Origin of the sequence: Mesorhizobium sp. (assembly GCF_017306585.1) — a bacterium.
Lineage (GTDB): Bacteria > Pseudomonadota > Alphaproteobacteria > Rhizobiales > Rhizobiaceae > Mesorhizobium.
Genome location: NZ_JAFKIC010000181.1, coordinates 17,199 through 30,727, shown reverse-complemented (window position 1 = coordinate 30,727; position 13,529 = coordinate 17,199). Strand labels below are relative to the sequence as shown.

Here is a 13,529-nt window from a genome sequence, read left to right as displayed (position 1 = left end):
AGCGGCACGCTGGAAGCCGATGAACTCAGGGCTCATCTTGTCGGCGTTGACCCAGGCGCCGCCTGATATGACGAAGGTGGCGCCGCGATAGATGGTCAGCGTTCCCAGCGTCACCACGATCGAGGGAATGTTGAGCCGCCACACAAGAAGGCCGTTGATGGCGCCGAGCACCAGCCCGACCAGCAGCGCGATGACGATCAGCAACGGGATCGGGATTGCCGGATGCGCGGCGTTCAGCATCGCCACCACCATGCCGGTGAAGCAGAGGTTGGAGGCCATCGACAGGTCGATCGAACGCGTCAGGATGACGACCATCTGCCCGAGCGCCAGGATCATCAGGATCGAGGTGTCGTTGAACACCTGGCGCAGGTTGCCGGGATCTGCGAAGCCCGGGAAGCGCGTCGAGATCAGTCCGATCAGCACGACGATCGCCGCCAACAGCCAGATTTCGCGGTATTTCAGCAGAGCCTTCATGCCGCGATCCCCGCTGCGGTCCTGACCAGCGTTTCGGCGTCCAGTGCCTTATTGTCGTAGACCGCCGCGACCAGGCCTTCGCGCATGACCACGACGCGGTCGGACATGCCGAGGATTTCGGGCAGTTCAGACGACACCATGATCACCGACAGGCCTTGCGCCACCAGCTCGGCCATGAAGCCGTGCACGGCGGCCTTGGAGCCGATGTCGATACCCTTGGTCGGTTCGTCCAGGATGATCACCTTGGGTGTCGTCGCCAGCCATTTGGCGATGACCACCTTCTGCTGGTTGCCGCCCGAAAGCGTGCCGACATCCTGGCTGAGCGACGAGGCGCGCAGGTCCAGGCGTTCGGTGTAGGAGCGGGCGAGCGAAAACTCCTCCGCCAGCCGCAGCATGCCTGATTTGGAGGTGCGGGCGAGAGATGGGAGAGAAACATTCTGGAAGATCGGCAGACCGATCACAACGCCCTGCTTGCCGCGTTCCTCCGGCACGTAGACGATGCCGGCTTCGATCGAATCCGCCGCCGATTTCGGCGCCAGCGGCTTGCCCTCCAGCGTGATGGTGCCGGCTGACGTGCGGGTGATGCCCGATATTGCCTGCATCACCTCGGAGCGCCCCGCGCCGACCAGCCCGTAGAAGCCGAGGATTTCGCCCTTGTGCAGTTCGAAGCCGATATCGTTGAACTCGGTCGGGTGCGAAAGGCCGGACACCGACAGAACCGGCGCGCCGATCTCGGCCTTTCTTTGCGGGAAAATGTGATCGACAGAGCGGCCGACCATCATGCGCACGATCTGGCTCTGCGCGGCATCCCTGATCAGGCCTTCGCCGACCATCTCGCCATCGCGGAACACGGTGTAGCGGTTGGCGATGCGATAGATCTCATCGAACTTGTGGCTGATGAACAGGATCGCCTTGCCTTCGCTCTTGAGGAATTCGATCAGCAGGAAAAGCTCCTCGATCTCCTTCATGGACAGGGCGGCGGTCGGCTCGTCCATGATGACGATCTGCGCGTCGATCGACATGGCGCGCGCGACGGCCACGAGATGCTTGTTGGCGATGCCGAGGTCTTTCAGTCGTGCATCGGCGTCGATATGGCCGGCATGCATGGTATCAAGCACTTCGCGCGCGTTTTTGCGCATGGTGCGCCAGTCTATTGTGCCGAAGCGCGTGCGCGGCGCATGCCCGAGAAAAATGTTCTCGGCCACCGACAGATCATCGAACAGCACGGTCTCCTGGTGAATGGCGGTGACGCCGTGGCCGAAGGCGGCATGCGCGCTTGGCAAGGTGACGGGTTGGCCGTCGATGCTGATCGTTCCCGCATCGGGCTGGTAGATGCCGGTCATGATCTTGACCAGCGTGGATTTGCCGGCGCCGTTCTCGCCGATCAGCGCGGTCACCTGGCCCGGATAGAGTGACAGGCTGACATTGTGCAGCGCGCGCACGCCGGGAAAGCTCTTGGAGATGCCGGAGAGCGTCAGGCGTGGAGCAGGGGCCGGGGGGCGCTCGTTTGCTGTGCCATGATGGGCTGTCGTGTCCATAGTCGTATCAGGCCCGTCTATATTCAGTGTTGACTCCCCCTCACCCGACCTCCGCTTTGCTCGGTCGACCTCTCCCCGAGGGGAGAGGAGACTGTCGAGCTTGGCGCCTGGCTCTTCTCGCCGCCGGGGAGAAGGTGGCCGCGAAGCGGCCGGATGAGGGGGCAGCGCCGTCAGTCCGAGATCAATAGATCTTGGAGAACTTCTCGATGTTGGTCTTGTCGAACTGGAAGGGCGGCGCCATCGCGGCCGAATTGGTGTCGTCCAGCGTCACCTTGCCGACGCGGCCGATCGACAGCGTGGCGCCGGGCTTCGCCTCTTCCTTCTTCACCGCCAGATCATGGGCGAGGTAGATGGCGGAGTAGCCGAGGTCGATCGGGTTCCACAGCGCGACTGCTTGCGAAGCGCCATTGTCGATAAACTTCTTGAACTCCGACGGCAGAGCGAGGCCGGTGACATTGACCTTGCCGATCAGGTTCTCGTCGGTGACGACCTGCGCGGCGGCGACGACGCCGACGGTGGTCGGCGCGATGATGGCCTTGAGGTTCGGATAGGATTTCAACAGGCCCTTGGCCTCGTCGGTGCTCTTGGCCGAATCGTCATCGCCATAGACGGTGGCGACCAGCTTGATCTTCGGGAATTTCTCCGGCAGCACCTTCTTGGCCGCTTCGATCCAGGCATTCTGGTTGGTCGCGGTCGAGGAGGCAGACAGGATCGCCACATCTCCGCCTTCCGGCAGGTAGTCGGCGGCGAGCTTGATGATGGTCTCGCCGATCAGGCCGGTGTCGGACGGGTTGAGGTGAAGCTGGCGGCCTTCCTTGGCGACGCCCGAATCCCACGAGATGACGGTGATGCCGCGCTCCATGGCCTTCTTCAGCACCGGCACCAGCGCGTCGGCGTCATTGGCCGAAACGGCGATCGCGTTGACCTTCTGCGCGATCAGCGAATTGATGACCTCGATCTGCGCCTCGGCGGTCGCCTTGGTCGGGCCGGTGTAGATGACATCCACGTCGCCCAGTTCCTTGGCCGCTTCCTCCGCGCCCTTGTTGGCGGCATCGAAGAAGCCGTTGCCGAGCGACTTCACCACCAGTGCGATCTTGACGTTTTCCGCATAGGCGGCATTCACGAACATGGCGGCAGAGAAGGCCGCCGTAACCAGCAATTTCTTCAAAAAGCTCATCGTATATCCTCCCTTGAGCGTTGCATTCCATCACCGCTGCGGGCGTGTCTCAGGCCTGCAGTGAAGATTCTTCCTTTGCCGACTTGCGGGCGACGATCAGCGTCACGCCGGCGGTTTCCAGCATCTTGGCCTCGCGATCCTCGATGCCGTCATCGGTAATCACGGTCGCGATGCGAGACAGCCCGCACAGGATCAGGCTGGAGCGCTTGCGGAATTTCGAGGAGTCGACCAGCACCACCAGTTCGTCGGCCTGGTCGATCAGCTTCTGCTCCGCCTGGATCAGCAGCGGGTCGCCTTCCATCAGGCCGAGCGGTCCCAGCCCTTGTGCGCCCATGAACATGCGCCGCGCATAGAAATTGCGCGTCACGTCATTGTCGAAGGGTGACAGGATGATGTTCTGCTCGCGGTAGATGGTGCCGCCCGACAGCATCACCGTGTTCTTCGAATGCTTTAGCAGATGCTCGGCGATCGGGAATGAATTGGTGAAGATCGGCATGCGGCGGCCGGTCAGGAAATGCACCATCTGGAAGGTGGTGGTGCCGCCATTGATGATGATCGGCTCGCCGTCCTTGCACAGTTCCACTGCTTCGCGGGCGATCGCCCGCTTCTGCGCGGCGTTGAGCGTTTCGTTGACCGAAAAGGGACGCCCGGCCAGCCCGATGAATTGCGGCGGCGAGATCGCCTCGGCGCCGCCGCGCACACGGCGCAGGCGCTTCTGGACATGCAGCGCCGCGATGTCGCGCCTGATCGTCGCCTCGGAGGACTCGGTCAGGTCGACCATTTCCTGCACCGTCACCACAGGTTTTTCCTGGACGGCGGACAGAATGATCCTGTGGCGCTCTTTTTCGTGCATGGTTCCTCCCTGCTTGGGCATCTAGGCACTCAAAACGAGCAGTGTCAATCATTTCCGATCATATAATTTCATTGTGCAGTGCAATATGATCGATATTGATCGATTGTGATTGACAACAGACCTGCTTGCGTAGACATTTCGGCCAAACGGACCGCGCCTTTTCCGCGTCCCAGGGAGGATATCCATGCTCGACAAGCGCTCCGGCTCGCGCCTCGCCAATTTGTGGGATGATGCGAAGGCCGAGGGGATGAGCGGTCCCGAGCTCCTGGTCTACAGGTCCAACACGCTCGGCTCCGACAAGCGTGTCACCAACTATGGCGGCGGTAACACCTCGTCCAAGGTCTGGCAGAAGGACCCGCTTACCGGCCAGGATGTGGAAGTGCTGTGGGTCAAGGGTTCGGGCGGCGACAGCGCCTCGATCAAGCTCGACGGCTTCGCGACCCTTTACATGGACAAGCTGCAGGCGCTGAAGGGTCTTTATCGCGGGGTCGAGCACGAAGACGAGATGGTGGGTTATCTCCCCCATTGCACCTTCAACCTCAACCCGCGCGCCGCCTCCATCGACACGCCGCTGCACGCCTATGTGCCGAGGCCTTTTGTCGACCACATGCACCCTGATGCCATCATCGCCATCGCCGCCGCGAAGGATTCCAAGGCGCTGACCAGGGAAATCTTCGGCGATGCCATCGGCTGGCTGCCGTGGAAGCGCCCAGGCTTCGAACTCGGCCTGTGGCTGGAGAAATTCTGCCTCGAAAATCCTGCCGCCAAGGGCGTCATTCTCGAAAGCCACGGCCTGTTCACCTGGGGCGACACGCCCAAGGAATGCTACGAGACGACGATCTCGGTGATCAATCAGGCGATCGAATGGTTCGAGCGGCGTTCGGAAGGCCTGGCGATTTTCGGCGGCGAGGTAGTCAAGTCGCTCGACGCCGCAGCACGCCGCGCCGTCGCGGCAAAGCTGATGCCGAGGATACGCGGCCTGATCTCGGAGAAGAGCCACAAGCTTGGCCATTTCGACGATTCCGCCGCCGTGCTCGAATTCGTCAACTCCAGGGATTTGCGCCCCTTGGCGGCGCTCGGCACCTCATGCCCGGACCATTTCCTGCGCACCAAGATCCGGCCGCTGGTGATCGAGTTCGATCCGGCAAAGCCCGATGTCGACGCTGTCATCGCGCGTCTGGCCGATGACATCGCCGAATATCGCGTCGGCTACCAGGCCTATTACGACAGTTGCAAGCATTCGGATTCGCCCGCTATCCGCGATCCTAATGCCGTGGTCTACCTGATGCCCGGCGTCGGCATGTTCACCTTCGCCGGTGACAAGGCGACTGCCCGCATCTCGGGCGAATTCTACGTCAACGCCATCAACGTGATGCGCGGCGCCTCGACCGTATCGTCCTATGTCGGCCTGCCGGCGCAGGAAGCCTTCGACATCGAATACTGGCTGCTCGAGGATCTGAAGCTGCAGCGTATGCCGAAGCCGAAGTCATTGGCCGGCCAGATCGCGCTGGTCACCGGCGGCGCCGGTGGTATCGGTCGCGCCACCGCCAATCGGCTGCTGCGCGAAGGCGCCTGCGTCGTACTGGCCGATATCGACGAGGCGGCACTCGCCAGCGCCAACGAGGAACTGGCCAAGGCCTATGGCAAGGATTTCGTTCGGCCGGTTCTGATCAACGTGACTTCCGAAGAGCAGGTCATCGCCGGCTTCGCTGAGACGGCGGTCGAATTCGGCGGCATCGACATTCTGGTGTCCAATGCGGGTCTCGCCTCCTCGGCGCCGATCGAGGAGACGTCGCTGGCGCTGTGGAACAAGAACATGGACATCCTGTCGACCGGCTATTTCCTGGTCTCGCGGGAAGCGTTCCGGCTGTTCCGCATGCAGAAGATCGGCGGCAACGTCGTCTTCGTCGCCTCCAAGAACGGCCTTGCCGCTTCGCCCAATGCGGCTGCCTATTGCACCGCCAAGGCCGCCGAAATCCACCTTGCCCGCTGCCTGGCGCTGGAAGGCGCGGAGGCGCAGATCAGGGTCAACGTCGTCAACCCGGACGCGGTTCTGCGCGGCTCGAAGATCTGGACCGGCGAGTGGAAGGAACAGCGCGCCGCCGCCTACAAAATGTCGACCGACGACCTCGAGGAACACTACCGCTCGCGTTCCATGCTCAAGCGCTCGGTTTTCCCCGAGGATATCGCCGAAGCGATCTATTTCCTGGCGTCCGATATGTCGGCCAAATCGACCGGCAACATCATCAATGTCGACGCCGGCAACGCGCAGAGCTTTACGCGGTAGCCGCAGTTTCCTTCTCCCCGTTCACGGGGAGAAGGTGCCCGAAGGGCGGATGAGGGGCGGCGTGGCCGAACGAAATTGGGGAGGGAAACAGCAGTGTCCGAAACCATCATTTCCGCCGATGTCGTCGAAAGGCACAACGCCACGCGCAAAGCCGACCTTGAGCGCGACTACGCCTCGCTCGGCGAGCGCCTCGATCGGCGCGGCATCGCCATCGACGCCATCCGTGACAAGGTGGAAAAATTCGGCGTGGCGATCCCGTCCTGGGGCGTCGGCACGGGTGGCACGCGTTTTGCCCGCTTTCCCGGCGCCGGCGAGCCGCGTGACGTCTTCGACAAGATCGAGGACTGCGCCGTCATCAAGCAGTTGACGCAGGCGACGCCAACCGTCTCGCTGCACATTCCCTGGGACAAGGCCGACCCGAACCGGCTGAAGCAGGCGGCCTCGCGCTTCGGCCTCGGTTTCGACGCCATGAATTCCAACACCTTCTCGGATGCCCGGGACCAGAAGCTGTCCTACAAGTTCGGCTCGCTGTCGCATGCCGATGCCGGCACGCGCCGCCAGGCGGTCGAGCATAATCTCGAATGCATCGAGATCGGCAAGACGATCGGCTCGAAGGCGCTGACGGTTTGGATCGGCGACGGCTCGAACTTCCCCGGACAGGTCAATTTCGCCAGGGCTTTCGAGCGCTATCTCGATGCCATGAAGGAGGTCTACGCCGGATTGCCGGATGGCTGGAAGCTGTTCACCGAGCACAAGATGTACGAGCCGGCCTTCTACTCTACCGTCGTGCAGGATTGGGGCACCAATTACATGATTGCCAGGGAGCTGGGCGACAAGGCGTTCTGCCTGGTCGATCTCGGCCACCACGCGCCCAACGTCAACATCGAGATGATCGTTTCCCGGCTGATCCAGTTCAGGAAGCTCGGCGGCTTCCATTTCAACGATTCCAAATATGGTGACGACGATCTCGATGCAGGCTCGATCGATCCTTACCGGCTGTTCCTCGTCTTCAATGAACTGGTCGACGCCGAACTGTCTGGCGCGGAGGGTTTCGATCCCGCGCACATGCTGGACCAGAGCCACAACGTCACCGATCCGATCGAGAGCCTGATGCTTTCGGCGGTCGAGGTGCAACGCGCCTACGCTCAGGCCCTGCTGGTCGATCGCAAGGCGCTCGAAGGATTTCAGGAGGCCAACGACGCGCTGATGGCGACGCAGACGCTGAAGGCGGCCTACCGCACGGACGTCGAGCCGATTCTCGCCATGGCGCGCTTTCGCACCGGGGGTGCGATCGATCCGGTCGCGGCCTATCGGGAGGCGGGCTACCGGGCCAAGGTCGCCGCGGAACGGCCGGCGGTCGCGGGTGGTTCAGGCGGGATTGTGTGAAATTAGCTGATCTCCCCCCTTGTGGGGGAGATGTCCGGCAGGACAGAGGGGGGCGCTGTCCCGCCAGCTTTTCAGTCAGTTTCAGCCGTGTCCGGCAAAATTGGATTTCAAGAACATCCGAGGGTCCGCGATCCTTCGCGCCCCCTCTGCCCTGCCGGGCATCTCCCCCACGAGGGGAGAGATCAGTTGATCCCCGGCCGACGAGAGAACACCAATTGGTGTTCGCTCTTACTTGATGGATGGACTCCGCCGCTCCAAGTAGTTCTTCTATGCACGTAGCACTTGGAGCACCGCCATGCCCTTGACTCGCCGGACGCTGATTGGCGTCACCCTTTCGCTCGCATTCGCCCTTGCGCCATCCGCCGCGCTCCACGCCGCATCGCCGGCGCCCGCCAAGGGCGAGCACGGCATGGTCGTCACGGCCCAGCATCTGGCGTCGGAAGTCGGCGTCGAGGTGCTGAAGAAGGGCGGCAATGCCGTCGATGCCGCGGTCGCGGTGGGCTACGCGCTTGCCGTCGTCTACCCCAATGCCGGCAATATCGGCGGCGGCGGCTTCATGACCATCCGCTTCGCCGACGGTCGCTCGACCTTTCTCGACTTCCGCGAACGGGCGCCGCTGGCTGCGACCAGGACCATGTATCTCGACAAGGACGGCAATCCGGTGAAGGGCGCGAGCCTCGACGGTTATCTCGCCGTCGGTGTGCCGGGCTCGGTCGCCGGTTTCGAGATGGCGCGCGAGAAATATGGCACGCTTTCGCGCCAGGACCTGATGGCCCCGGCGATAGCCTATGCCAGGGACGGCTTCGTCCTCAACCAGGGCGACGCCGCGTCCTTTGCCGGCAGTGCCGACCGCCTGGCAAAGGATCCCGCGGCGGCCGCGATCTTTCTGAAGCCCGACCACAAGCCCTATGGCATTGGCGAAAAGCTCGTGCAGCCAGACCTTGCGGCCTCGCTCGCCGCGATCTCGGACAAGGGACCGGACGCCTTCTACAAGGGCGCCATCGCCGATGCCATCGTCAAGGCGAGCGGCGCGAAGGGCGGCATCCTGGCCAAGCCGGATTTCGAGCAATATGCGGTGCGGGAGTTGAAGCCGGTGACGTGCAGTTACCGAGGCTACGAGATCACGTCCTCGCCACCGCCCAGCTCCGGCGGTGTCATCATCTGCGAAATCCTCAACGTGCTCGAAGGCTATCCGCTCTCCTATCTCGGCGCCGGTTCGGCCGAGACCGTGCATGTCATGGTGGAAGCCATGCGGTATGCCTATGTCGACCGCAATTCGGCGCTTGGCGATCCCGATTTCGTCGACAACCCTGTCTCGAAACTATTGGACAAGGCCTATGCTAGGGATATCCGCGACAAGATCGATCCGTTCCGCGCCGGCGTCTCGAAGGACCTGATGCCGAAGGGCTTTGGCGAATCGAAGGAGACCACGCACTATTCGATCATCGACAAGGACGGCAACGCGGTCGCCGTCACCTATACGCTGAACGGCTCGTTCGGCGCGGGCGTCGTCGCCGACGGCACCGGCATCCTGCTCAACAACGAGATGGACGATTTCACCCAGAAGCCGGGCGTGCCCAATCTGTATGGGCTGGTCCAGGGCGAGGCCAATGCCATCCAGCCGAAGAAGACGCCGCTGTCGTCGATGAGCCCGACCATCGTCGCCAAGGACGGCAAGCCGTTCATGGTCATCGGCAGCCCCGGCGGCTCGCGCATCATCACCATCACGCTCGAAGCCATCGTCAACGTCATCGACCACGGCATGAACATCCAGGAAGCGATCGACGCGCCGCGCATCCATCACCAATGGCTGCCCGACACGATCTATGTCGAGCCGTTCGGCCTTTCACCGGACACCGAAAGGCTGTTGGCGGGGATGGGCTATCACCTTGACCTGGGCAATGAGACCTGGGGCCAGGCGGCCGGTATTCTCGTCGGCGGCAAGAGCCTGAAGGAAATCGAGAAAGGCGGCGGCGCTCGCTACAACGGCGCGATCGACAGCCGCGCCGCAGCAGGCGAGGCGCTTGGATATTGAGATCGGAATCGGCGCTGGCTGACGGCCCGGCAGCGGCCGTCAGGTCACCAGCGTGATGGTCGATGCGATGAGCATCAGGGCGGCGATGCCGACGAACACCGCGTAGATGCGCGGCCGGTCGAGCAGAAGCGCGTTTCCGGAAATCCAGGCCGATGTGGCGCCGCCGAGCGCAAACAGGAAGCCGTTGCGATGGCCAAATGTCATCGATGCGGCCATCAGGCCGCCAATGATGAGGGCGCCGAACACGATGATGACCGCGACGGCGTATTTCTCGAAATCGTTGTTGCCGATTCCAGGCCCGATCGCGTTCAGATTCGGCAGGTCGTCCGGATCGAAAGGGTTCGCCGACCCGTATTCGTCTTGACCAAGGGATTCTCGCATCACTCGTTCTCCGCTGCCCGGCAACAAACCATCAACACCTGCCGAGTGCAACCCGATCGTCAGTGCTCACCGTGCGACTGTCATCTTCAACACGTTCCGGCAGCGCTTGTCACCGCTTTTTCGGGCTTTCGGCCGGATCGCTTCCGCGATCCAGTGCGCCTGCACCGGATGCCAAGCCACCACCATCCCGCATCCATGCGCCATCTTCATGGGGAAAAGATGATGCCGCTGGTCAATTCGGATCCAGGCGGGCCTGTGCGGCTGCGGCGGGGAGTCGCAGCGTCCTGAATGTGCCGGCGAAATTGCCGGCGTCTCGCCCCATGTTAAATGTTGACTATGAAAGTCATGTTTCATAGTCAACCAGACATGGCGCTTGAGGCCAGGTGTCCGCAGACAGGTACGCAACATTGGAAACACACCAGCAAACCCTGCGGCAAGAGGCAGCCCGCTCATCCGGCAGGATGACGCGGCGCACCGCGCTGGCGCTATCCGCGCTGCTGCCCCTGGCGACGGTCATGCCCCGCGCCGCTGGAGCAAAGCCGCTGCGCATCGTCTGCCTCGATGACGGTCTGGCCGAGACCTTGCTCACGCTTGGTGTCACGCCGGTCGCCGTCGCCGACCGCGAGGTCTGGGAAAAGTGGGTTGTCGAGCCGCCGCTGCCGCCGGAGGTCGCCGATATCGGCACGATCCTGGAACCCAATCTCGAATTCCTGCAGCAGCTTCGTCCCGACATCATCCTCTCCATCCCCTATCTCGACGGCATCAAGCCGTTGCTCGAACGCGTCGCGCCGGTGACGACGATCGGCATCTACACGCCGGATGGCCAGCCCTATCAGCGCGCTGTCGAGGCGACGCGCCAGCTGGCGGCACTTGTCGGCAGGCAAAAGGAAGGCGAGGCGCTGATCGCGGCGACGGAGGCGCATTTCTCCGATGTCCGGCGGCAACTGTCGCCGTTTTCGGCGCGGCCGGTCTACGTCGTCAACTTCCTCGATCCGCGCAACGTCCGCGTCTATGGCCGCATGAGCCTGTTTGAGGCGGTGTTCGACCGCATCGGCATCCGTAACGCCTGGACCGGCGAGACCAATTACTGGGGATTTGCCACCGTCGGCATAGACGGGCTGGCGACGTCCAGCGATGCCCGCCTTGCCTATCTCGAACCCTTGCCGGAAGGGGCGGCCGGCACGCTCACCGAAAGCCCGGTCTGGAACGCCATGCCTTTCGTGCGCAACCGCTCGATCATGCGCCTGCCGCCGGTGCTGATGTTCGGAACGCTGCCTTCCGCCAGCCGATTTGCCCGGTTGCTGGCCGAGGCTCTGATGGCGGAGAGCGCCCGTGGCTGAACAGCAAGCCCTCTCCACCGAAACCAGCTTCCGTCCGGCCGGACGCGCGCCACGCTTCCCCGGCCGGCATCCGGTCGGCGCGCTTCTGCTTTGTGCGGCACTTCTTGCCGCCGCCCTTGCCGCGACCTTCTCCAACATAACGGCGCAATTGCCGCGGGCGCTGTGGCTGGATGCGCTGGCAAGCCCCGACATCGATGACATGCGACAGGTGCTCGTCCACTACGCCTTCCTGCCCCGGCTCGCCGTCAGCCTCCTGTGCGGCGCGGCACTCGGTCTGGCCGGCACGGTGCTGCAGCAGGTTCTGCGCAACCCGCTCGCCTCGCCCGAAACCGTCGGCGTCTCGGCCGGCGCCTATCTGGCGCTGGCGCTGGCCACGCTCCTTGCGCCGTCCCTGCTTGCCTTCGGCCGGGAATGGGTGGCGCTTGCCGGCGCCTTCGCGGCTCTCGCCGCGGTCCTGGCGCTCTCCTGGCACAAGGGGCTGTCTCCGCTTTCGGTCGTGCTCGCTGGTCTTGTCGTCAGCCTCTATGCCGGCGCCATCGGCGCGGCTCTGGTGGTGCTGCGGCATGAATGGCTGGCCAGCCTGTTCATCTGGGGCGCAGGTTCGCTCGGCCAGCAGGACTGGTCGGCGACGCTGTGGCTCCTGCCGCGCCTCGGCGCCGCCGCGCTGGCGATCGGCCTCATGGTGAGGCCGCTGACTTTGCTTGGCCTCGACGACGAAGGCGCGCGCAGCCTCGGCGTGCCGCTGGCCGCCTATCGTTTTGCCGGACTGGCGGCGGCGGTCTGCCTCATCGCCTTCGTCGTCGCCGCCGTCGGCGTCATCGGTTTCGTCGGCCTTGCCGCCGCGACCCTGGCGCGCATCGGTGGCGCCCGCCGGCTCGGCCAGCAACTGGTGATGGCGCCGCTGATCGGCGCCGCGCTGCTATGGGCCGCCGACCAGGGTGTTCAGATCGCCACCGGACCGCAGGGCGACCTGATCCCGACCGGGGCCATCACCGCGCTTCTTGGTGCACCGCTGCTGCTCTGGCTGCTGCCGCGCCTTGGACTGGGCGCCGAAGCACCGGCGCTTGGCGCCGAGCGTCTGCCACGCGCCCGTCATACCGGCCTTTGGCTCGCGGCGATCGGTGGCCTGCTGCTTTTGATGCTGGCGTTGGCACTGCTTTATGCACCCGGACCCGATGGCTGGACATTCGCTTCCGGGGATCAACTGCAGGCCTTGCTGTCATGGCGCCTGCCGCGGGTGTCAGCCGCATTTGCCGCCGGCGCCATGCTCGCACTGGCCGGACTGATGATGCAGCGGCTGACCGGCAATCCGATGGCCAGCCCCGAAGTGCTCGGCATCAGTGCCGGCGCGGCACTAGGCATGATGGTGGCATTGTTCGCGCTATCGGATGCCAGCCGTCCGGTGCAGATAGCGGCCGCCACGACAGGCGCCTTCGCCGCCCTGCTGGTGACGCTGGCCATCGGCCGCCGCGCCGCCTATGCGCCGGAGCGGCTGCTGCTTGCCGGCGTCGCATTGACCGCCCTGTTCGACGCGCTGATCCTGGTTCTCACCGCCACCGGCGATCCACGCGCCATGCTTCTGCTCAACTGGCTCACCGGCTCGACCTATGGCGTCGACGCCGCCTCCGCGCTGCTGACGGTGACAACAGCCTTCTGTCTCTTCCTGGCAGTGCCGCTCTTCATGCGCTGGCTGGATATGCTGCCGCTGGGCGCTGTCGCGGTTCAAGGCCTGGGCGTCAATCTGAGGGTTACACGGCTGCTGGTGCTTCTGATGGTCGCCGCGCTCACTGCCGCATCGACGCTGGTCGTCGGGCCATTGACCTTCATCGGCCTGATGGCGCCGCACCTTGCTCGCCGCCTCGGCCTTGCCCGCGCGCTGCCGCAGGCCATCGGCGCCGTGCTGGTCGGCGCGCTCATCATGGTCTGCGCCGACTGGATCGGCCGCACCGCCATCTTCCCGCGCCAGATCCCGGCCGGGCTCGTCGCCACGCTGATCGGCGGGCCTGTGCTGATGTGGCTGTTGCGCCGCCGCTGAGTTCTTGCCGCTGAGGAGATATC

The 13,529-nt window shown here is 63.9% G+C and carries 10 protein-coding genes; 5 read left to right on the top strand and 5 right to left on the bottom strand.

Annotated elements, in window-relative coordinates:
- From J0I79_RS21865 to J0I79_RS21850, 4 genes are all read right to left on the bottom strand, one after another.
- On the bottom strand, nucleotides 1-474 hold a 474-nt coding region (locus J0I79_RS21865), incomplete at its 3' end, for an ABC transporter permease (RefSeq protein ID WP_292863808.1).
- A complete protein-coding gene (locus J0I79_RS21860) occupies nucleotides 471-2,012 on the bottom strand; it encodes a sugar ABC transporter ATP-binding protein (RefSeq protein WP_292863805.1) in 1,542 nt (513 codons plus the stop codon). The genes J0I79_RS21865 and J0I79_RS21860, both read right to left, overlap by 4 nt.
- A 181-nt stretch (nucleotides 2,013-2,193) precedes the next feature.
- Nucleotides 2,194-3,189, bottom strand: a complete 996-nt coding sequence (gene rhaS, locus J0I79_RS21855; protein ID WP_140647400.1) for a rhamnose ABC transporter substrate-binding protein — start codon at nucleotides 3,187-3,189, stop codon at nucleotides 2,194-2,196.
- Nucleotides 3,190-3,238: 49 nt separating this feature from the next.
- Nucleotides 3,239-4,042, bottom strand: coding sequence for a DeoR/GlpR family DNA-binding transcription regulator (locus tag J0I79_RS21850; protein ID WP_292863802.1), 804 nt, complete (start codon nucleotides 4,040-4,042; stop codon nucleotides 3,239-3,241).
- 184 nt (nucleotides 4,043-4,226) lie between these two features.
- Between J0I79_RS21850 and J0I79_RS21845 the strand changes: the two genes are divergently transcribed.
- From J0I79_RS21845 to ggt, 3 genes are all read left to right on the top strand, one after another.
- On the top strand, nucleotides 4,227-6,329 hold the full coding sequence (locus J0I79_RS21845; protein ID WP_292863799.1) for a bifunctional rhamnulose-1-phosphate aldolase/short-chain dehydrogenase: 2,103 nt from the start codon (nucleotides 4,227-4,229) through the stop codon (nucleotides 6,327-6,329).
- A 93-nt stretch (nucleotides 6,330-6,422) separates the two neighbouring features.
- Nucleotides 6,423-7,715, top strand: a complete 1,293-nt coding sequence (rhaI, locus tag J0I79_RS21840) for an L-rhamnose catabolism isomerase (protein ID WP_292863797.1) — start codon at nucleotides 6,423-6,425, stop codon at nucleotides 7,713-7,715.
- A 295-nt stretch (nucleotides 7,716-8,010) separates the two neighbouring features.
- On the top strand, nucleotides 8,011-9,750 hold the full coding sequence (gene ggt, locus J0I79_RS21835; protein ID WP_292863795.1) for a gamma-glutamyltransferase: 1,740 nt from the start codon (nucleotides 8,011-8,013) through the stop codon (nucleotides 9,748-9,750).
- A 39-nt stretch (nucleotides 9,751-9,789) separates the two neighbouring features.
- On the opposite strand, the gene J0I79_RS21830 is transcribed toward ggt, so the two are convergent.
- Nucleotides 9,790-10,131 (bottom strand): hypothetical protein, encoded by a 342-nt coding sequence (locus J0I79_RS21830; RefSeq protein WP_292863792.1) that lies wholly within the window; start codon nucleotides 10,129-10,131, stop codon nucleotides 9,790-9,792.
- 461 nt (nucleotides 10,132-10,592) lie between these two features.
- Here J0I79_RS21830 and J0I79_RS21825 point away from each other — a divergent pair, with 461 nt between their 5' ends.
- Nucleotides 10,593-11,471, top strand: a complete 879-nt coding sequence (locus J0I79_RS21825; protein WP_292863814.1) for an ABC transporter substrate-binding protein — start codon at nucleotides 10,593-10,595, stop codon at nucleotides 11,469-11,471.
- Nucleotides 11,464-13,506: a Fe(3+)-hydroxamate ABC transporter permease FhuB gene (gene fhuB, locus J0I79_RS21820; protein ID WP_292863789.1), complete on the top strand. Its 2,043-nt coding sequence runs from the start codon at nucleotides 11,464-11,466 to the stop codon at nucleotides 13,504-13,506. Before J0I79_RS21825 ends, fhuB begins: the two co-directional genes overlap by 8 nt.
- Nucleotides 13,507-13,529: the final 23 nt, after the last annotated feature.